Source organism: Pseudomonas delhiensis (genome assembly GCF_900187975.1).
GTDB classification, from domain to species: Bacteria; Pseudomonadota; Gammaproteobacteria; order Pseudomonadales; family Pseudomonadaceae; genus Pseudomonas; species Pseudomonas delhiensis.
Genome location: NZ_FZPC01000015.1, coordinates 74,060 through 94,727, shown reverse-complemented (window position 1 = coordinate 94,727; position 20,668 = coordinate 74,060). Strand labels below are relative to the sequence as shown.

Here is a 20,668-nt window from a genome sequence, read left to right as displayed (position 1 = left end):
CGAGCCGGCCTGCGCCCCCCGCCGGCCGTCATACCCAGGTATGCCAGGCCTGTACCCAGGTGCATTTCTTGCCGCCGGGCCGCGTTCCTATAATCGCCGTCCGAAGTCACGCGCCGGGCAAGCCCGGGCGCTTGACCTTGACGCTAGCGTCAAGCCCCTAGAGTTCCGCCGGTGGAGGTGAACATGCGGATTGGCGAACTGGCACTGCGTAGCGGCGCGAGCACCCGCGCGCTTCGTCATTACGAAGCCCGGGCGCTGATCGCGTCGTCGCGGCTGGAAAACGGTTATCGCGACTACGCCCCGGCCATGGTGCAGCGCGTGCGCTGGATACGCGAACTGATCGAGTGCGGCTTCAGCACCCGGCAGATCCACGGCCTGTTGCACTACCTGGAAGAGGAGGAAGACAGCGAAGGCTTCCTCGCCTGCCTGCAGCGGCACGTGGAGAAGCTCCAGGCGCTGGACGCGCTCCAGGCCCGGCTCGCCGATCGCCGCGCGAAGCTGGCGGAGAAGATCGGGCGCTACCTGCCGCTGCCGGCCGATCCTGCATGGCAATCCCCCACGCAAACTCACTCGGCAACGACGTTGGAGGAATGATGGGAAAGCTGAACGACAAGATCGCGCTCGTGACGGGCGGCAACAGCGGCATCGGCCTGGCCACCGCGCAGCGGTTCGCCCGGGAGGGCGCGACGGTGGTCATCACCGGGCGCCGCCGCCAGGTGCTGGACGAGGCCGTCGGGCAGATCGGCGGGAACGCCCTGGGCATCTGCGCCGACGCCAGCCGGCTGGCCGATATCGACGCGCTGTACCAGCGCATCGGCCAGCTGTACGGGCGGCTCGACGTGCTGGTCGCCAATGCCGGCGTCATCCGCCCCGCCGCGGGCGAACAGGTGGACGAGGCGCAATTCGACGAGCAGTTCGACATCAACGTCAAAGGCGTCTTCTACAGCATCCAGAAGGCCCTGCCGCTGCTGCGCGACGGCGGCTCCATCGTGCTGGTGTCGTCCATCGCCCACCTCAAGGCCCTGGACGCCCATGTGGTGTACGCCGCCACCAAGGCCGCCGTCCGCTCCTTCGCGCGCAGCTGGGCGGGGGAGCTCAGGCAGCGCAACATCCGCGTCAACTGCCTGAGCCCGGGCCCGGTGCTAACGCCGATCATCGGCAAGATGGGTATCGGCGACGAGCAGTTCGCCGCGTTCGAAAGGCAGGTGGCCGGCCTGATTCCCCTGGGCCGGCTCGGCCGCCCCGAGGAGCTGGCGAACGCCGCGCTGTTCCTCGCCTCGGACGACAGCAGCTTCATCACCGGCGTCGACCTGTGCGTGGACGGCGGCCTATCGCAGCTCTAGGGCCTCGCCCGGGCAGCCCCGCAGGTCGAAGCGGACCAGCGCGCCACGCGGCGGGTTGGCCAAGGCCTGCAGCTGCCCGCCATGGGCCTCGATGATCGAACGGCAGATCGACAGGCCCATGCCCAGGCCGCTGGGCTTGGTGGTGTAGAAAGGCGCGAAGACCTGCCCGGCGTCCTGCGCGGCGAAGCCTGGCCCGGTGTCGCTGACGCTCACCCGCACGCCGCCCTCGCCGTCCGCCGCCGTCTCGATGTCCAGCCGGCGCACCCCGTCGTCGACCTCGCCCATGGCCTCGATGGCGTTGATGATCAGGTTGAGCAGCACCTGCTGCAGCTCCACCCGGTCGCCCTGCACCGGCGGCAGCCCGTCGGCCAGCCGCGTGCGTACGGAGACACCGCCCTTGGCGGCCTGGCCGCGGGTGAACTCGACCATTTCCAGGATCGCCTCGTTGATGTCCACCGCGGCCTTCTGCGACGGCGCCTTGCGCAGCAGCCCGCGGATGCGCTTGAGCACGTCCGAGGCGCGGTTGGCGTCCTTGACGATGCGTTCGAGCACCTGCCCCACCTCGCCCAGCTCCGGCGGCTGCGCCGCCAGCCAGCGCTGCGCCGCGTAGGCGTTGGTGACGGTGGCGGCGATCGGCTGGTTGACCTCGTGGGCGATGGATGCGGTGAGCTGGCCCATGGTCGCCACGCGGTTGGCGTGGGCCAGTTCGGCCTGCACCTCGCGGTAGCGCCGCTCGCGTTCGGCGAGGTCGCGGTACAGCCGGGCGTTCTCCAGGGAACTGGCGGCCTGCGAGGCCACCAGCTTGAGCACCGCGGTGCGCGCCGGGCTGAAGGCCCGGGCGGTCAGGTTGTTCTCCAGGTACAGGGCGCCGGTGAGCTGGCCCTGGTTCATCAGCGGCAGGCAGAGGATGGAGCGCGCCTGGCGGCTGCGCACGTAGGCCGAGCTGGCGTACGCCGCCTCGGCCAGGGCGTCGTCCAGCACCAGGCTCCGGCCGGTGCGCAGCACCTGGTAGAGCACCGCCTCGGGCAGCAGCGCCTCGCTCACCGGCTCGTCGCGCAGTTGCAGCGCCGGCGCGTCGTCGTCGACCGTCGCCTGGGCCACGATGCGCGGCTCGCCGGCGCCCTGGAGCACCAGCACGCCGCGTTCGGCGCCGGCCTGTTCGATGGCCGTGCGCATGACCCGGTCCACCAGCCCTTCCAGCGCGATCTCGCCGGAGGTGGTCTGCAGCACCTTGAGCACGGTGGCCAGGTCCAGCTGCTCCACCGGGGTGGCCATGGTGGCCGTGGGGCCCGGCGCCGGCGCCGGCTCGCCGAGGAAGGGATGGCGCGCCTGCAGCTGCCGCACCTTCCCCTCGGCGCCCCAGCGCAGGTAGCAGTCGCGGGCGCCCTGCAGGTAGACGCGGGCCACCCTGTCGAGCCCGCGCGTGGCGTAGCAGGCGGCCGCCAGCTCGTTGGCCAGCGCCTCGACCTGGATGAAGCCGCCTTCCTGGGCCGCGCGGATGGCCTGCTCGTAATGCACTTCGGCATCCGCCACGCGGCCCTGCAGGCGGGCGAGCTCGGCCTCCAGCAGCAGGACGTGGCAGCTGAAGTTGGCCGGGCACAGGTGCGCCCACATCCGCAGTTCCTCCCGGTGCGCGGCCACGGCGCCGAGGTGGCGGTCGCCCGGCGCAGCGGCGTCGCACAGCGCCGCGTGGGCGAGCGCGTCGAAGAAGCAGTATTCGGCTTCCTCGATGAACGCGTGGGAAGTCCACAGCAGCGGCTGCGCCTGGGCGGAGGCCTCCAGCGCCGCCGCGTGGTCGCCGGCGAAGTAGCGCGCCTGCAGCTTGCGGATCCAGTACCAGCAGCTGTACACCCGCGAGGCGCCGGCCAGGCGCGCCTCGGTGTCCGCCTCGCTGAAGCCGCCCTGGTCCAGGCGGCCGAAGCGCGGCGCCAGGCCCCGCAGCATGCGGACCAGGGCGAGCTGGTTGTCGAGGAAGTCGATGACCAGGCCGAAACCCACCTTGCCGGCGTAGCCCAGGCCGCGCTCCGCCTCGGCCTGCAGCTCGGGCAGCGGCTCGCCGCCGAACAGCAGGTTGGACACCAGGCTGTTGCAGGCGAAGGCGCCGAACGGCAGGTCGCCGGTGCGGTTGGCGCTGTCGAACACGCGGCGCAGTTGCTCGTCGCAGGCGCGCACCGGCTGCACCCAGCGCGCGGCGAACAGCGAGAAGGAAAGCAGGGTGCGCGCCTCGTAGCGCTCCAGGCGGCGCCGTTCGACGAGTTCGCAGCCGAGCCGGCCGAAGCGCAAGCCGGCGTCGTAGTCGCCGAAACGCCGCCCGGCGACCCGCGGGATGTTGGCGTAGGCCACGCAGGAGGCGTCGCCGTTGCCGTGCTCCAGGCTGAGGTTGATGGCCTTGCAGATGGTCAGGCAGGCCAGGTTGCCGTCGGTGTGCAGGGCCGGCGAGAACAGCGTGGTCAGCGCCTCGATGGTGGCCAGGGCGAGCGGGTCGCGCATCGGCGGCAGGTCGATGAGCGTCTCGATGGGCCGCGCGCCGAGCTGCGCGCGGATGCGTTCGTACTCGGCCTGCACCGTCGCGTCGTCCGGGTGGGCCGGCCAGTCGATGCCCACGTGGCGGAGGAAATCCAGGCACACGGCCACCGCGTCGTCGCGGCGGTCGAGGATCAGGTAGACGTCCACCTGCAGGCAGGCCACCCAGGCGCGCTGCACGGTGGTCGCGGCGCGCCCGGACAGCGCCCGCAGGCGCTGCTCGGCCACGGCCACCTGGCCGGTGACGAACTCGCACTCGGCGCGGCCGGATTCCAGGGCGAACATCAGCTCGTGCCGGGCCTGCCAGCACGCCTCGTCCAGCAGCTCCAGGCCCCGGCTGAAATAGGCCAGCGCCGAGGCATAGGCGGCCGAGGCCCTGGCCCGCTGCCCGGCGAGCAGGTTGAACCCGGCCAGCCGCTCCCGTTCGGCCGGTTCGGCGATCAGCGCGGCGCCGCGGTTGAGCTGGCCGACGATCTCGAAGATGGCCTCTTCGCGCGCCTGCGGCGGCGTCTGCTCGGCCAGCAGGCGGCCGATCCGCAGGTGCGCCGCGGCGCGTTCGGCCTGCGGGATCAGCAGGTAGGCCGCCTCGTGGATGCGGTCGTGGGCGAAGGCGTAGGCGCCGTCCACGCGCTCCACCAGCTCCTGCCGGATGGCCGCCCACAGGGCCCGCTGCAGCTGGCCGCGGGGCAGCGCCAGCACGCGGCCCAGGGCCCCGGCCTCGGCGCGGTTGCCCAGGCAGGCCAACTGCTGCAGCACCTCGCGGGTCTGCGCCGGCAGGCGGCCCAGCTTGTCGAGCATCAGGTCGACGACGTTGTCGGTGTAGCCCATGGCCTGGATGCGCCCCAGGTCCCAGCGCCAGCCCCGCGCGCCGGCGTCGAAGGCCAGCAGGCCCTCCTCGGCCAGGGCCTGGAGGAACTGGATGACGAAGAACGGATTGCCGGCGGTCTTCCCGTGCACCAGTTGCGCCAGCGGGCGGACGTGCGCCGGCTCGCCGTGCAGCGCCTCGGCGATCAGCTGCTCGACGTGGGCGCGGCCGAGCGGCGCCAGGCCGATCTCGTCGATGCGCACCTGCGCCTTGCCGACCTTGCGCAGCGTGGCGCGCAAGGGGTGGGCCTCGTCCACCTCGTTGCTGCGGTAGGCGCCGACCAGCATCAGGTGGCGCAGGTCGTCGCTGGTCAGCAGCTCTTCCAGCAGGCCGAGGGTGGCCGCATCCAGCCATTGCAGGTCGTCGAGGAACAGCGCCAGCGGGTGCTCCGGCCGGGCGAACACGCCGATGAAGCGCTTGAACACCAGCAGGAAGCGGCGCTGCGCCTGCTGCGGTTCGAGCAGGGGCAGCGGCGGCGGCTCGCCGATGACCAGCTTCAGCTCCGGGATCAGCTCGGTCATGACCCGCGCATTGGCGCCCAGCGCCGCCAGCAGGGCCTGGCGCCAGCGCGCCAGTTCCCGCTCGTTCTTGCCCAGGAGCATGCGCACCAGGCCCTGGAAGGCCTGCACCAGGGTCGAGTACGGGATGTTGCGCTTGTACTGGTCGAACTTGCCGGCGGCGAACAGCCCGCGCGGCGGCACCAGCAGCTTGTGCAGCTCGTTGACCACCGAGGACTTGCCGATGCCGGAATAGCCGGACACCAGCACCAGCCCCGGCGCGTCACCGCCGACTATGCGCTCGAAGGCGGCGACCAGGGTGGCCACCTCGGCGTCGCGGCCGTAGAGCTTCTCGGGGACCAGCAGGCGCTCCGGCACGCTGTGCCCGTCCAGCGGGAAGTCGTCGATGCGCCCCTGGCGCTGCCAGCTCGCCAGGCAGCGGCGCAGGTCGTGCTCCAGCCCCGCGGCGCTCTGGTAGCGTTCCTCGGCGGTCTTGGCCAGCAGCTTCATGACCAGCCGCGACAGCGGCGGCGGAATGCCCGCCACCCGCGCAGCGGGCGGCACCGCCTGGCGCGCGATGTGGCAGTGCACCCACTCCATGGCCTCGCTGGCGGCGAACGGCAGGTCGCCGGTGAGCATCTGGTAGAGGGTGATGCCCAGGGCGTAGAGGTCGCTGCGCGAGTCGATCGAGCGGTTCATCCGCCCGGTCTGCTCGGGCGCCATGTAGGCCAGGGTGCCGGCGATGGTCTCCGGCGGCTCGGGCGCCTGGCGCTCGCGCGGCAGCCACGAGGCCAGGCCGAAGCCAGTGAGGCGGACGCGGCCATCGGCGCAGTCGACCAGGATGTGCGGCGGCTTCAGGTCCTTGTGCACCAGGCCGCGCTGGTGCAGGCGGCCCAGGGCCGCGCTGATGCCCACGGCCAGCTGCAGGAAGCGGCCGGTCTCCATGGGCGCCCCCAGCCGGGCCGACAGCGGCTCGCCGCCGGGGTCCTCCAGCACCAGCAGGCTGCGCCCGCCCTCGCGCAGCAGCGCCAGGGGGCAGACCGCCCAGGCGCCATCCAGCTCGTCCTTCAGACCGAACTCGTGGGCCAGGCGTTCCAGGCTGGCGGGCTGCGGCGGCTCGCCGGCCGGGCGCGCGAGCAGCACGCTCAGCGCTTCGTCACGCGGGTGCCGCCCACGGCTGAAGACGCGCTCGCCGTCATCCCACAGGGCCTGCTGTCTGTCGCTCATCCCCGCTCCACGCCGCGCCCGCTCAGGGGGCCCGGCGCGTCTGCGGCGCGATGCCCAGGGCCTCGGACTTGCGCACCAGGTCCGCCACCGAGCGCGCCGCCAGCTTGCGCATCAGCTGCCCGCGGTGGACCTTCACCGTCACCTCGCTGAGGTTCAGCTCGGCGGCGATCTGCTTGTTCATCAGGCCGCCCACCACGTAGCCCATCACCTCCCGCTCGCGGGCGGTGAGCGCGGCATAGGCCTCGCGCAGCCCGGCGCTGGAGCGCTCGGCGGCGAGCCGCTCGGTGTCCCTGGCCAGGGCGCTGGCCACGGCGTCGAGCATGTCCTGGTCGCGGAACGGCTTGGCGAGGAAGTCGACCGCCCCCGCCTTCATGGCCTTGACGGTCATGGCGATGTCGCCGTGGCCGGTCATGAACACGATGGGCATGCGCAGGCCGTGCTTCTGCACCTGCTCCTGGAAGGCCAGGCCGCTCTCGCCGCGCAGGCGCACGTCGAGCACCAGGCAGCTGGGCACGTCGTGGCGGGGGAAGGCGAGGAAGTCCCGGGGGGATTCGAAGGCCTCCACGCGCAGGCCGATGGAGCGCAGCAGGCCCGACAGCGCCAGGCGCATCGACTCGTCGTCGTCCACCACGTAGACCACGGGGTCCTGGTGGCCGGCGGCGCCCTGGGCCGAACCCGATTGCGACCACGAACTCATTTCGTCTCCTCTGGCGGCCGGCGGTGCGCACGGCATGCAGCCCGAAAAATCTAGCCCATGCCGCCACACCCGGCAACGCGGCGGCCGGACGGTTGTCATCCGGAAAAGGCTAGCGCGCCGCCGCGCGCGCCCGCCAGGCCATAAATCCCAGGTTATCGGCCAGCGCCGACGCCGCGCTTGCAAAGCGCAGCCGCAGGCGGTATTCCGCCAGGCAACTGGAACGGGCATGGCGGCGTGGCGATGAGCGAAACCCCTGGCGACAGCATGATGAACGAAACACCCGGCGGCCCGCGCGACGTGCTGTTCGTGGCCTACCCGGACATGGGCCTGCTCGACCTCAGCGGCGCCCAGACGGTGTTCTGGGCCGCCAGCAAGGCGCTGGCCGAACGCGGCCTGCCCGGCTACCGCCTGCGCACCGCCAGCCTCGCCGGCGGCCTGGTGCGCACGGTGGAGGGCCTGGCGGTGGACAGCGTAGCCCTGGCCCCGCCGCAGAACCTGGCGGTGGACACCCTGGTGGTCCCCGGCGCCCCGGACATCTGCCAGACCCTGGACAGCCACGCCGAGCTGGCGGCCTGGATAGCCGCCGCCGCACCGCGGGCCCGGCGCGTCGCCGCGGTGTGCAGCGGCGCCTTCCTGCTGGCCAAGGCCGGCCTGCTCGACGGCCGCCGCGCCGCCACCCACTGGGCCCTGTGCGACACCCTCGGGCAGCGCTTCCCGGCGGTGCAGGTGGATGCCGACGCCATCTTCATCCAGCAGGGAGCGATCTGGACCTCGGCGGGCGTGAGCGCCGGCATCGACCTGGCGCTGGCCCTGGTGGAGGCCGACTGCGGCCGCGAGGTGGCCATGGCGGTGGCCCGCGAACTGGTGGTGTACCTCAAGCGCCCCGGCGGCCAGGCGCAGTACAGCACGCTGCTGCAGTCACAGGCCGCGGACAGCCCGCTGTTCGACGAACTGCACCTGTGGCTGGCCGAGCACCTGGGCGAGCCCGGGCTGACGGTGGAAAGCCTGGCCGAGCGCGCGCGGATGAGCCCGCGCAACTTCTCGCGGGTCTACAAGCAGAAGACCGGCCGCACCCCGTCCAGGGCCATCGAGCTGTTCCGCCTGGAGGCGGCCAGGCGCCTGCTGGAGCACTCGACGCAGAGCATCGAGCAGATCGCCCGGCAATGCGGCTTCGGCAACGAGGAGCGGATGCGCGTCACCTTCCAGCGCAACCTGTCCCTCTCCCCGCGCGACTACCGCAGCCGTTTCACCCGCGAGCACTGAGCGCGGCCTTTCTACATAGGTACCTGGGTATGTATTTATCCTTGATTGATCAAGGCAAGCCAGGAAATTGCCAAAGTTCGTTCGCTTGAAGTTTGAAAGACCCCATACCCGGGTCTCGCCCGGTTATACCCAGGTATACTTCTGCGCATTATCCGGCGGCGTATCTTGAAGGCTCGACAGGCACCGCCGCGAGCGCCCCCAGATGATGCAAGCACCCCCGAGTCGCCAGGCGGCCGTGATCGCCGTGGTCGACGACGATGAATCCGTGCGCACGGCCCTGGAGAGCCTGCTGCGCGCCAGCGGCTACCGCGTGCGCAGCTACTCCAGCGCCCTCGGCTTGCTCGCCTGCGGCGGGTTCGAGCAGGCCCACTGCCTGGTTTCCGACGTGCAGATGCCCGGCATGGACGGCCTGCAGCTGCACGAAAGGCTCGCCGCCATGGGCCTGCGCATTCCCGTCATCTTCATCACCGCCTACCCCGAGGCCGTCCCCCGCACCGCGGCCGGCGTTCCCGCCGCGGTCGCCTGGCTGCCCAAGCCCTTCGAGGCCGGGCGCCTGCTCGCCTGCATCGAGGCCGCCCTGCGCCAGCGCCACTGAAACCTGCCCGACCGATACCTGGGTATATATCCGCAAGACCAACGCACTATTTCGCCGACCGCATGTAGAAGTGTGCGCCGCATACCCCCCGAATAGCATGAATTCCACAGCGGACGATCGGATGCAGCCAATGCCGGCACGATGCTCGTCACGCCGGACCTGAAGCCGAAACTTCAAGGTCATTCATCCCCTCACCTATTCGGGAGCAAGTCATGAAACAGCAGATTCTGATCGTTGGCGCAGGCTTCGGTGGGCTCTGGAGCGCCTTGAGCGCGGCACGCCTGCTGGACAGGCACGACCGTCACGACGTGCAGGTCACCCTCCTGGCGCCCCAGGCGGAGCTGCGCATCCGCCCGCGCTTCTACGAGCCCGGCGTGGACCGCATGTTCGCCCCGCTGGACGCCCTGTTCGACACCGTGGGCATACGCTTCGTCCAGGGCACCGCCGAGCGCATCGACGAGCAGGCGCAGACCGTCGGCTACCGCGACGCCGCCGGCCGCCAGGGCGAGCTGGGCTACGACCGCCTGGTGCTGGCCACCGGCAGCCAGCTCGCCCGGCCGCCGGTGCCGGGCCTGGACAGCCACGCCTTCGACGTCGACCAGATCGAGTCCGCGGCACGCCTGGAAGAACACCTCAAGGCCCTGGGCGAGCGGCCCGCCAGCCCGGCGCGCAACACCGTGGTGATCGCCGGCGGCGGCTTCACCGGCATCGAGACCGCCACCGAGATGCCGGCGCGCCTGCGCCAGGCGCTGGGCGCGGACCAGGACATCCGCGTGGTCATCGTCGACCGCGGCGCGCAGGTGGCCGCCGCCCTGGGCGACGGCATCCGCCCGTCCATCGTCGAGGCCTCCAGGGAACTGGGCATCGAATGGCTGCCCGGCGCCAGCGTCGCGGCGGTGGACGCCAATGGCGTGACCCTCGCCGACGGCCGCCGCATCGACAGCCACACGCTCATCTGGACCGTGGGCTTCCGCGCCAGCCCGCTGACCGGGCAGGTGAGCGGCGAGCGCGACGCCCAGGGCCGCCTGCACGTGGACGGCAACCTCCGGGTACGCGGCCAAGGCAGGATATTCGCCGCCGGCGACGTGGCCTACGCCGCCACCGACGACCTCGGCAACCACGCGGTGATGTCCTGTCAGCACGCCATCTCCCTGGGCCGCCACGCCGGCAACAACGCCGCCGCCGACCTGTTGGGCGTGCCGCCCACCACCTACCGCCAGCCCAAGTACGTGACCTGCCTGGACCTGGGCGCCTGGGGCGCGGTGTACACCGAGGGCTGGGACCGCCAGGTCAAGCTGGTCGGGCAACCGGCCAAGGAGCTGAAGACGCAGATCAACACCCTGTGGATCTACCCGCCGGCGGCCGACCGCAGCATCGCCCTGGCGGCGGCCGATCCGCTCATTCCGGTGGCCTGATCGCGGACGCGGGAAGCCAGGGTTCGCGAGCAAGCTCGCTCCTACGAAGAGCAAAAGCGCTTTTGCTCTGGCGTTTGGACTTCCAGAGAAACAACCGAGCGCACCGGAACGCCCCTTCAGAAGGCCGAGCGAAACCCGCGCTCAGGAGGTCATGCGACATGGATGTCGCTAGAGCCCCGATCAGCACAGGGACGTGCTGTCGGGGCGGGCCTCCGTGGCGGGGGAGTTCGCGAGGGTAGCCCAGCTCCATCGGGCCCGTATGTCGGGGCAAGCCTTTTTGGTTCCTTTTTGCGGGGGTGGCCTTCCACCGTTTGACAAAAGGGACTCGCCCGAGGGGGCGAAACGAGAGACATCAACGCACTCGGAGCGGCGCGCTACACCCAAACCCAATAGACAGCTGCTCCTACCCCGCCACCGCTGTCCCACCTGTAGGAGCGCGCCCTGCGCGCGATTCGCGGGCAGGGCCCGCTCCTACCCTGCCGGCGGGCACTGCTTCTCGTAGGAGCGAGCTTGCTCGCGAATAAGCCCCGCAGCGGAACCTGTTCGCGAGCAAGCTCGCTCCTACGAAGAGCAACCTCGGCATGGCCTGCAAGACAGTTGCTCCTACGGTTCCAGGAAGCACGATCGTAGGAGACTCCGTCCGCGATTGCCCCCGGCTCACCCCTGCGCGCTGGGCACCTCGTCCTCGCTGATGCAGTGCTCGATCTCGGTCACCTTGCGCAACGCGAGGTCGGCGCAGGGGTAGGCCCCGAAGATGCGCCCCTGGTAGAAGACCACCCAGACGAACCCCAACGGCTCCACGCCCGCCAGCCCCCGGACCAGCGTCTGGAACCGGGGGGGCAGGTCGTCGATGTGCATCTGTGCCATACCGCGCAGGATCATGGCGGCTCACCTCTTGCCCGGAAGGCCGCATTCTCGGTTCCCGGCGGCCGCTGGGCAATACGACGGAAGTTTGCCGGGCGCGGCTATCGTGCCGCGGCGCCCAGGGGCCGCCCGTCCGCGCGCGCAGGGCGGTGGCAGGGCCTCAGCGCACCCCGGTGCTGCGCAATGCCGAGGGCGTGAAGTCGGCCGGCGAGGCCTTGAGGTCGAACTGCACGAAGGTCTTCTCCTCGTTGCTCAGGCCGGTGACGATGTAGCGCCCGGCGATCAGGTCGTTGAGTTCCTCGAAGGCGTAGGCCGGCACCTCGCGCTGGTAGTACGGCATCAGCATGGCGCGGCCCACCCGCCACAGCTGGCCGCGGCCGTCGTAGAGGTCGGACATCGCGATCTGCCAACTGTCCTCGTCGAGGTAGAAGCGGCGCTTGGCGTAGATGTTGCGCTCGCCGCTCTTCAGCGTCGCTTCCACCACCCACACTCGGTGCAGTTCGTAGCGCGCCAGCTGCGGGTTGGTGTGGCCGGCCTCGAGGATGTCGGCATACTTCACCGTCGGCGCCGCCAGGCGGAAGTTGTTGTAGGGGATGTACAGCTCCTTCTTGCCCACCAGCTTCCAGTCGTAGCGGTCCGGCGCACCGTTGTACATGTCGAAGTTGTCCGAGGTGCGCAGGCCGTCGGCAGCGGTGCCGGGGCCGTCGTAGGCCACCTGCGGGGCGCGCCGCACGCGGCGCTGGCCGGCGTTGTAGAGCCAGGCCATGCGCGGCTGCTTCACCTGGTCGAGGAAGTCGTGCACCAGCAGCACGTTGCCGGCCAGGCGCGCCGGCGCGGTGATCTGCTGCTTGAAGTACAGCAGCGCGTTGGCGGCGGTGTCCGCCGGCAGGTCGGGCATCTTGTCGGGGAAGGCCACCTCGTCCTCGAAGTTGACCAGGCTGTAGCTGCCGTTGACCTGGGGCGCGGCCTGCACGTACAGGCGCCGCAGGTTGCCGCCGCGGTAGCGGGTTATGTGGTTCCACACCACCTCCAGGCCGTCGTGCGGGATGGGGAAGGCGTAGTAGCGGCTCTCGGCGAAGCCCTCCAGGCCGTTGCCGCTGGGGATCAGGCGGGTCTTCTCGGCGCTCAGCCGCGCCGCCGCGTAGATGGCCTGGGGCACCGCGTTGGAGCGGTGGCTGGCGTAGACCGGCATGCGGTAGCTGTCCGGGTAGCGCTGGAACATCGCCAGCTGCCCTTCGGACAGGCGCGCGCGGTACTGGTCCAGGTTCTTCGCGGTGATGACGAACAGCGGCTGCTCGCCGGCGTAGGGGTCGCCGAGGAAGCCGTTGGCGGTGACCGGCGCGGCGTCGGGCTTGAGGCCGCCGTCCCAGGCCGGGATGCTGCCGTCGGCGTTGCCGGCCTTCTCGGCGCCCAGCGGGGTGAGCGAGGCGCCGAGCCTGGCCAGTTCGTCCGGCGTGGCCGCGGCCTGCGCGTAGCCCGCCAGCAGGCCGAGGGCCAGGGCGATGGCGTGCAGCGGGATCTTGGGCTTGTTCATGTAGGGTCCCTCCTCAGAAGTTCACGCCGAAGCTGAGCGCGACGAAGTCGCGGTCGGTGATGGTGTTGTAATCGCCGCCGAAGAAGTTGGTGTAGGAAAGGCTGGCGGTGTAGGTGTTCTGGTAGTCGGCGTCCAGGCCGATGCTGGCGGCCTTGCTGCCTTCGTTGAACACCGGGCCATAGCCGTCGACGTCGTGGGACCAGGCCAGGTTGGGCTTGAGGTTGATGCCGGCGATCACGTTCGGGTAGTCCCAGATGGCCCGCGCGCGGTAGCCCCAGGACGACGAGGTGTAGAAGCCGTGGCTGCCGTAGCGGCTGGCCGCCGCCGGGTTCTCCGGCACCCCGTAGACGGCGTCGCGGCCGTAGCGTTCGCCGACGTCGTCGGTCATGCCGCCGACGTAGGTCAGGCCCAGTTCGCCCACCAGGGTCAGGCGGTCGGCGCCCATCACCTGGTCGAAGAACTGGGTGAAGGTGGTCTGCGCCTGGGTGACTTCCTTGCGGATGTAGCCGTGGCTGACCTGCCCGGCCTCGCCCAGCGCGCCGGCCACGCCGCCGCTGGCGAAGCCGCCGGCCACGGTGGTGGCCAGCAGCGGGGTGAGGTCGGTGGTGTTGGTCTGCAGCGGCATGTTCGGCCGGTAGCTGATCTCGCCGCTCCAGGCGGTGCCGCTGGGCAGCGTGGTGGAGAAGCTCAGGCCGTACAGGCGGATGTCCTCGGGGTATTCGAGGAAGTAGCTGCCGCGGCCGAGCAGGATAGGCTGGGCCAGGGCCGCGGTGGCCGGGCTCGAGAGCGCCCGCAGGGCATTGCCGATGTCCGTGCGGCCGGCGTTCTGCATGCTGACGATGGGCGTGCGGCTGTGGTAGTTCATGAAGTAGGCGCCGTACTCGGTGTTGTCGCCCAGCCAGCGCAGGGCCAGGCCCCACTGCCCGGAGTCGCGCGCGTCGCGGTCGGCGCCGCGCGGCACCATCAGGCCCTCGGGGGTGACGGTGACGCCCAGGGAGTTGAGCACGGCCTTGGTCGCCGGCGCGTTGAGCGCGTTGACCGAGGCCGGGTCGAGGATGTTGTAGTTGCTCCGGCAGCCGTCGGCGGCCACGTCGGTGGTGGAGAAGAAGGTGCCGCAGTTGTCGATGACGGTCTGGTCCCACTCCAGCTGGTAGAAGGCCTCCATCGACAGCTGGTCGGTCAGGCCCTGGGAGATGAAGGCCATGTTCACCGGGATCAGGCCTTCCTTGATCTCGGCGCCGGGGCGGCGGAAGGCGGCGACGTCGATGGGGTTGATGCTGTTGATGGAGTTGAGGATGAAGGTGCTCTCGCCCCAGCTCACCACCTGCTTGCCCAGGCGGATGCTGCCGGGCTTCTCGGCGATGTTGTAGTTGTAGTAGCCGAAGGCGTCGAGCAGCTGGAAGCCTGAGGACTTGGCGCCCTCCTTGCGGCCGTGGTCGTCGATGTCCTTCCACTGCCGGCTTTCGTCCTTGAGCTCGAAGTCGTACCAGTACTTGCCGCGGGCGAAGACGCCGAAGTCGTCGTACTTCAGCTCCAGGTCGTGGATGCCCTTGAAGATCTTCGAGAAGGTCTCGCCCTGCTTGAAGTTCAGCCGGCCGTCGTCGTTGGTCTGGGTGAAGCCGTGGCCGCCGTTGGCCGCGCCGATCAGGTCCTGCTTGGGACTCTGGGTGCTCCAGCTGGCGCCGATGGACAGCGAGGAGTCGAACTGCCCCTGGATCTCGCCGATGTTGAAGCTCACCGCCCGGGCATCGACGCTGGCCGCGACGCCCACCAGCACCGCCAGCAGTTTCGGGGTGAAGCCGGCGTACCTTATTGTTGTTGTCATGTGGCGCTCCTTGATGGGTGACTCAATCCACGCCCTCCCCGGCCACGGGCCGTGGCGGGGACGGCATTCGCCGCGCGACCGCAAGGGTCGGCGGCCCGTTGCTCAGCCGCCGGTGGCGGCGGCGATCAGCGCGTCGGCCAGCTCGCCGTAGGGGGCGAACAGGGCGCGTACCAGGTCGTCGTTGCCGCGCTCGACCACCGAGCGCAGGTTGGAGAATTCGAGGAAGCCCTCATGGCCGTGGTGGCGCCCGCTGCCGCTCTTGCCGATGCCGCCGAACGGCAGGCTGGGCACCGCGGCCTGCAGCGCCGCGCAGTTGATGCAGACGCCGCCGGAAACGGTGCGGCCGAGCACCCGGTGGGCGCTGGCCGGGTGGGCCGAGAACACGTAGATGCCCAGCGGCCGCTCGTGGGCGTTGACGTAGGCGATGGCCTGGTCCAGCTCACGGTAGGTCAGCACCGGCAGGATGGGGCCGAAGATTTCCCGCTGCATCAGCTGCATGCCGTCGTCGACGTCCAGGGCCAGGGTGAAGGGCAGGCGCCGCGCCTGGGGCTGCGCCTCGCCGCCGAACTGCACCAGGCTGGCGCCCCTGGCGCGGGCGTCGTCCAGGTAGCCGAGCAGGCGCTGCAGGTGGCGCGCGTTGATGATGCCGGTGGTGTCGGCGCGGCTGGCGTAGCCCGGCAGGCGGCTGTCCAGCAAGGCGCCGACCATCTCGACGAAGCGCTCGCGCTCGTCCTCGTGCACCAGCACGTAGTCCACGGTCACGCACATCTGCCCGTTCTTGATGGTCTTGCAGCCGACGATCTGCTCCACCGCCGCCTCGTCCAGGCCGCCGGGGGCGATGATCGCCGGGCACTTGCCGCCCAGCTCCAGGGTGGTGGGCACCAGGTTGTGCGCCGCGGCCACCGCCACCGAGCGGCCGACCTCGGTGCTGCCGGTGTACATCAGGTGGTCCCAGGGCTGTTCGGCGAAGGCCCGGGCCAGGTCCAGGCCGCCGGCCACCGCGCCGAGCTGCTCGGGGTCGAAGTGAGCGGCCAGCATCTCCAGCAGCAGCTCGCTGCAGGCCGGCGCCAGGTCGGACGGCTTGACGATCACCCGGTTGCCGGCGGCGAGCATCTCCACCACCGGGCCCAGGCCGATGTCGAAGGGGAAGTTCCACGGCGCCATGTTGCCGACCACGCCCTTGGGCTGCGGCTGCACGTAGGCGTTGGCGCTGCCGTACAGGGCCGGGTCCAGGGCCCGCGCCTGGGGCTTCATCCAGCCCACAAGATGCTCCGCGGCGTACTGCGCGCGGGCCGCCACGCCCAGGCACTCCACCAGGTCGCTGAACTGCCGCGGGTGGCTGCCGAAGTCGCTGGCGATGGCCTCCTGGATGCGCGTGCGGTGGCTCAGCAGCATGTTCGCCAGGTTGCCCAGCAGCGCCAGGCGCTGGGCCAGGCTGGGCATCGGCTCGTCGAGGAAGGCGCGGCGCTGGGCGGCCAGCAGCCGCTGCAGTTCGGCGATCTGCGCCGCATCGCCGGCGCCGGTGGTTTCACGTTCGATAAAGGCCATGGTCATCCCTTCGCAGTCTGGTACCGGGCCCGGCGCTGGCGCCGGCCCTCGTCATCGTCACGGGAAGCTGCAGCGGCGTCGCTCAGGTGCCGGGGTGCAGGGCCTGCCCGACTGGCGTGGCGCGGTGGAACTTCAGGCTGGGGTGCTCCAGGCGGCCATACTTCAGGTCCAGCAGGTCGCCCAGGTAGTTCTGCTTCTGCCGCCAGGGCTTGCCCGGGCCCTGCTTGGAGAACAGGTGCGCGGCGCGCAGGATGTAGCCGGCCTGCAGGTCCAGCAGCGGCTCGCGCTGCATGGCCGGGTCCTCGACCTGCGCCACGCAGTGGCTGTAGCCCTTGCGCCGCATGTAGCGCAGCAGGCGGCAGACATGGAGGGACGCGAGGTCCGCGCGCAGCGTCCAGGACGCGTGGGTGTAGCCCACGCAGACCGCCGCGTTGGGCAGCCCGGACATCATCAGGCCCTTGTAGCTGTAGGTGTCGCCGACCGCGACCGGGCGCCCGTCGACCTCGAAGCGGATGCCGCCGCAGGGCACCAGCTCCAGGCCGGTGGCGGCGACCAGGATGTCCGCCGCCAGTTCCTGGCCCGAGGCCAGGCGCACGCTGTTCTCGCCGAAGCCCTGGATGTGGTCGGTGACGATGGAGGCGCTGCCCTGGCGCAGGGCGCGGAACAGGTCGCCGTTGGGCACCAGGCACAGGCGCTGGTCCCAGGGCTGGTAGCTGGGCGCGAAATGCGGGTCGAGGGGGAAGTCCTCGCCCAGGTGGCGGCGCATGCCGCCGCGGATCAGCCGCTTGGCCAGCGCCGGGCGGTGCCGGCAGAGGCGGTACATGAACAGGCTCAGCAGCACGTTCTTGGCGCGGACCAGCCGGTGCGCCAGCTTCTCCGGCAATAGCCTGCGCAGGGCATCGGCCAGCGCGTCGGCGTCCGGCAGCGACAGCACGTAGGACGGCGAGCGCTGCAGCATGGTGACGTGGGCCGCCTCGCCGGCCAGGTTCGGCACCAGGGTCACGGCGGTGGCACCGCTGCCCACCACGACGATGTGCTTGCCCTTGTAGTCGAGGTCCTGCGGCCATTGCTGGGGGTGCACCAGGCGCCCCTGGAACCGCTCGATGCCGGGGAAGGCCGGCAGGTAGCCGGCGTCGTAGCGGTAGTAGCCGCTGCACAGGTAGAGGAAGTTGCAGGTGAAGCCGCGCAGCTCGCCGCCAACCTCCACCTGCAGCTGCCACAGCGCGCGCGGCGACGACCAGGCCACCGAGAGGATGCGGTGGCCGAAGCGGATGTGCCGGTCGATGCCGAACGCCCGCGCGGTGTCGCGGATGTAGTCGAGGATGCTGGCGCCATCGGCGATGGCCTTGCCGGCCTTCCAGGGGCGGAAGGCGTAGCCGAGGGTGAACATGTCCGAGTCCGAGCGCACGCCCGGGTAGCGGAACAGGTCCCAGGTGCCGCCGATGGATTCGCGCGCCTCGAAAATCGCCAGGCTGCGCTCCGGGCAACGCGTCTTCAGGTGGTAGCCGGCGCCTATGCCGGACAGCCCGGCGCCCACCACCAGCACATCGAAATGCTCGACCGACATCTGGATCTCCACGCTGTTGTCGTACCCCCGGCGCGGCCGGGGGATGCTTTTTTATGCGCTGAAGCGTCGCTAAGATGCGAAAGACCGGTTGCCACCTTTAAGGTGAGCACCTTAAATCCGAATCTAAGGTGAACACCTTATAATGTCAACCGCCGAACAGGTGAACCCCATGAAGCGCCAGAACACCCGGGAGCGCATCCTGGTCACGTGCCGCAAGCTGTTCAACACTACCGGCGTCGCCGCCGTGACCACCGCGGCCATCGCCGAGGCGGCGGGCATCAACGAGGGCAACCTGTACTACTACTTCAAGAAGAAGGCCGACATCGTCAGCGAACTGTTCGAGGCCTTCGCCGCCGAACAGGTGCGCGTGGCCTCGCAGCAGGACGACCTGCACCTGTGGTTCCAGCTGATGTGGGAATGGCGCTTCTTCTACCGCGACAGCATGACCCTGTTCGCCCTCGACCCCAGCCTGCGCCAGCGCCTGCAGGCGCTCTCCGACGAGGTCCAGGCCCACGGCCGCGCCAAGCTGCTGGCGATGATCGGCAGCGGCCGCATGAACCTGCGCGAGGAACAGATCGAGGCGCTGCTGGAAAACGCCTGGATCGTCTCCACCTACTGGATCGAATACCTGCACTCGCGGCACGGCATCGTGCGGGTCACCCGCAAGCACCTGAACTGGGGCTACAACCAGATGGCGGCGCTGTTCGAGCCCTACCTGGTGCGTTCGCGCGACACCCGCGCGGCCGCCGCCGGCCAGGCCGAATAAGCCGCGGGGCCGCCTGCCGGCCCCGCCGCCGTGGCGCTCAGTCCACGGCCTCGACCTTGTCCATGCGCGCCCGCATGATCCGCTGCATCAGCCGCGGCGACAGGCGCTGCAGCAGCCAGCCGACGCCCACCTCGCTGCGCGGGGTGACGCAGAACAGCCGGCCCTTGCTGACGTCGGTGAGCACGTCCAGCGCCACCCGGTCGGGCGACACGCCGCGCCGCGCGTAGTAGTCGATGGCCCGCGACTGCCGCTGCTCGGCGCCGGCCCCGCGCATGCGGGTGTTGCGGATGATCGCGGTGTCGATGGTGCCGGGGCAGAGGATGGTGACGTCGACGTTGCGCCCGGCCAGCTCCGCCGCCAGCGACTGCGACAGCCCGACCACCGCGTGCTTGGAGGCGCAGTAGGGCGCGGTGCGCGGCATGGGGATCAGCCCGGCGCCGGAGGCGGTGTTGACGATGTGCCCGCGCCCGGGCTGCGCCAGCATGCGCGGCAGGAAGGCGTGGATGCCGTGCACCACGCCCATCAGGTTGACCTCGAAGACCCAGCGCCAGTCCGCCAGCTCGGTGTCCTCCACCCGCCCGGCATGGCCGACGCCGGCGTTGTTGAACAGCAGGTCCACCCTGCCCTCCCGGGCATACGCGCGCGCGGCGAAGGCCGCCAGCGCCTCGGCGTCGGTGACGTCCAGCGCCTCGCCCACGGCATCGGGCAACGCCGCGGCGACCCGCTGCGCCGCCGCGCCATCGACGTCGGTGCAGTACACCCGGGCCCCCAGGGCGCCCAGCTGCTGGGCGATGGCCCGGCCGATGCCCGAGCCGGCACCGGTGACCACGGCGATCTTGTTCTTGTAGTAGCTGGCCAGTTTCGACAACGCGGCATCCTCCTCGGGATCGTTCGCCATACGGCACACCCCACCTATCGGCCGCGCCGGAAGGCACGGCGGGCGGCGGAGCGGGCCACATGCCTAAGGTGATTACCTTAAAACTGGCGCAAGGTCAAACCACCGCAGCGCACCGGCACGCTCATCGATGGGAGGGATGACGGCGGCCGCGCCCTGCCCCGGCGCGGCCGCCGCTGGATCACAGGGTGAAGACGATGCGCTCGGCGGCGTTGCGCTGCCAGGCCGACTCGACCTCGCTCAGCGGCACCGCCTCGGCGTCCACCTTCAGCCCGGCCGGTTCGATGGCCTGCAGCAGCTGGCCGACCACCTTCACCAGGCCTTCGTTGGACACGCTGCCCAGGCCGCTGCCGAGCAGCTCCAGGCCGGAGCTGCGCAGCGCGCCGGGGCTCATCGGGATGCTCGCCCCGGCGAGCGAGCCGATGTTGACGAAGCGCAGGCGCGGCGCGGCCTTGCCGCTGCCGTGGCTGACCACGGCGTCGAGGATGCAGGCCGCCGGCGGGCCCCACAGGTAGTCGAGCACCACGTCGATGCCGCGGCCCTGGATTTCCTCGCGAAAGGCGGCGGTCAGTCGCTCGGCCGGCTGGTCGAGGCGGATGAAGTCGTCCGCGCCCAGGGCGCGCAGTTCCGCTTCCACCGCCGGGTTGCGCGCGGTGACCACCACGCGGGAGGCGCCCAGGTGCCTGGCCACCTGGATGGCCAGGCGCCCGGAGACGCCGGCGGCGCCGTTGACCAGCACGCTTTCGCCGGGCTTGAAGTGCGCGCGCTCCTGCAGCGCCGCCCAGGACGACATGCCGGGGTTGGCGATGGCCGCCGCGGTGATGTCGTCGACGCCCTCGGGGATGGCCACGCACTGGCGCGCATCCACCGCCACCATCTCGGCCATGGCGCCGATGGGCGCGCGGGGGAAGGCGAAGTACACGCGGCTGCCGTCTTCCAGCAGGCCGACGCCATCGGCGCCGGGCACCACCGGCAGGGTCTTGCCGCTGCTGTAGTGCTTGCCGCTGGCCTGGGCGCGCACCAGCTGGCTGAGCGCGGCGGCGCGCACGCGCACCAGCACCTCGCCGGCGGCGGCCTGCGGCGCGTCTATCTCGCCGTAGCGCGGCGGCTGGTCGAAGGAATGGACGATGGCGGCTTTCATTGCGGGTTTCTCCAAGGCACAAAACAGCGATTCTCGCCCGGCCAGCCCCGTGGCGCCAGCCATGCGGGCCCGGCGAAGACCGGGCGGCGCCGGCTCGTGACCG

General features: G+C 70.8%; 15 protein-coding genes. 6 read left to right on the top strand and 9 right to left on the bottom strand.

Annotated elements, in window-relative coordinates; translation table 11 throughout:
* Window positions 1-183: 183 nt before the first annotated feature.
* Together CHC02_RS15085 and CHC02_RS15080 are read left to right on the top strand one after the other, a co-directional pair.
* Window positions 184-594 (top strand): MerR family transcriptional regulator, encoded by a 411-nt coding sequence (locus CHC02_RS15085; RefSeq protein WP_089392271.1) that lies wholly within the window; start codon window positions 184-186, stop codon window positions 592-594.
* Window positions 594-1,343 (top strand): SDR family NAD(P)-dependent oxidoreductase, encoded by a 750-nt coding sequence (locus CHC02_RS15080; protein ID WP_089392270.1) that lies wholly within the window; start codon window positions 594-596, stop codon window positions 1,341-1,343. The genes CHC02_RS15085 and CHC02_RS15080 overlap by 1 nt, the downstream gene beginning before the upstream one ends.
* Here CHC02_RS15080 and CHC02_RS15075 read toward each other — a convergent pair.
* Window positions 1,329-6,455, bottom strand: a complete 5,127-nt coding sequence (locus CHC02_RS15075) for a trifunctional serine/threonine-protein kinase/ATP-binding protein/sensor histidine kinase (RefSeq protein ID WP_089392269.1) — start codon at window positions 6,453-6,455, stop codon at window positions 1,329-1,331. The two genes, CHC02_RS15080 and CHC02_RS15075, sit on opposite strands and share 15 nt — an antisense overlap.
* 22 nt (window positions 6,456-6,477) lie before the next feature.
* Window positions 6,478-7,152: a response regulator transcription factor gene (locus CHC02_RS15070; protein WP_089392268.1), complete on the bottom strand. Its 675-nt coding sequence runs from the start codon at window positions 7,150-7,152 to the stop codon at window positions 6,478-6,480.
* A 240-nt stretch (window positions 7,153-7,392) separates the two neighbouring features.
* Between CHC02_RS15070 and CHC02_RS15065 the strand changes: the two genes are divergently transcribed.
* The 3 genes from CHC02_RS15065 (at window position 7,393) to CHC02_RS15055 (ending at window position 10,425) form a co-directional block, all read left to right on the top strand.
* The gene (locus CHC02_RS15065) at window positions 7,393-8,415 is read left to right on the top strand and encodes a GlxA family transcriptional regulator (protein WP_244160933.1); all 1,023 of its coding nucleotides are present in this window, start codon (window positions 7,393-7,395) and stop codon (window positions 8,413-8,415) included.
* Between the two features lie 202 nt (window positions 8,416-8,617).
* Window positions 8,618-9,010 (top strand): response regulator transcription factor, encoded by a 393-nt coding sequence (locus CHC02_RS15060; RefSeq protein WP_089392267.1) that lies wholly within the window; start codon window positions 8,618-8,620, stop codon window positions 9,008-9,010.
* Window positions 9,011-9,222: 212 nt separating this feature from the next.
* Window positions 9,223-10,425, top strand: a complete 1,203-nt coding sequence (locus CHC02_RS15055) for an NAD(P)/FAD-dependent oxidoreductase (protein WP_089392266.1) — start codon at window positions 9,223-9,225, stop codon at window positions 10,423-10,425.
* 657 nt (window positions 10,426-11,082) lie between these two features.
* On the opposite strand, the gene CHC02_RS15050 is transcribed toward CHC02_RS15055, so the two are convergent.
* The 5 genes from CHC02_RS15050 to CHC02_RS15030 form a co-directional block, all read right to left on the bottom strand.
* Complete coding sequence (locus CHC02_RS15050; protein WP_089392265.1) at window positions 11,083-11,307, bottom strand: hypothetical protein; 225 nt, start codon at window positions 11,305-11,307, stop codon at window positions 11,083-11,085.
* Window positions 11,308-11,449: 142 nt separating this feature from the next.
* A complete protein-coding gene (locus CHC02_RS15045; protein WP_089392264.1) occupies window positions 11,450-12,823 on the bottom strand; it encodes a DUF1329 domain-containing protein in 1,374 nt (457 codons plus the stop codon).
* A gap of 13 nt (window positions 12,824-12,836) precedes the next feature.
* Window positions 12,837-14,648 (bottom strand): DUF1302 domain-containing protein, encoded by a 1,812-nt coding sequence (locus CHC02_RS15040; RefSeq protein ID WP_089392263.1) that lies wholly within the window; start codon window positions 14,646-14,648, stop codon window positions 12,837-12,839.
* Between the two features lie 102 nt (window positions 14,649-14,750).
* Window positions 14,751-16,196, bottom strand: coding sequence for an aldehyde dehydrogenase family protein (locus CHC02_RS15035; protein WP_089392327.1), 1,446 nt, complete (start codon window positions 16,194-16,196; stop codon window positions 14,751-14,753).
* An 82-nt stretch (window positions 16,197-16,278) separates the two neighbouring features.
* Entirely contained in the window at window positions 16,279-17,763 is a 1,485-nt protein-coding gene (locus CHC02_RS15030; RefSeq protein WP_089392262.1) for a flavin-containing monooxygenase, read from the bottom strand.
* Window positions 17,764-17,932: 169 nt separating this feature from the next.
* On the opposite strand from CHC02_RS15030, the gene CHC02_RS15025 reads away from it, so the two are divergent.
* A complete protein-coding gene (locus CHC02_RS15025; protein WP_089392261.1) occupies window positions 17,933-18,529 on the top strand; it encodes a TetR/AcrR family transcriptional regulator in 597 nt (198 codons plus the stop codon).
* Window positions 18,530-18,566: 37 nt separating this feature from the next.
* On the opposite strand, the gene CHC02_RS15020 is transcribed toward CHC02_RS15025, so the two are convergent.
* Together CHC02_RS15020 and CHC02_RS15015 are read right to left on the bottom strand one after the other, a co-directional pair.
* Window positions 18,567-19,427, bottom strand: a complete 861-nt coding sequence (locus CHC02_RS15020; protein WP_089392260.1) for an SDR family NAD(P)-dependent oxidoreductase — start codon at window positions 19,425-19,427, stop codon at window positions 18,567-18,569.
* A 178-nt stretch (window positions 19,428-19,605) separates the two neighbouring features.
* On the bottom strand, window positions 19,606-20,565 hold the full coding sequence (locus tag CHC02_RS15015; RefSeq protein ID WP_089392259.1) for a quinone oxidoreductase family protein: 960 nt from the start codon (window positions 20,563-20,565) through the stop codon (window positions 19,606-19,608).
* Window positions 20,566-20,668 lie beyond the last annotated feature (103 nt).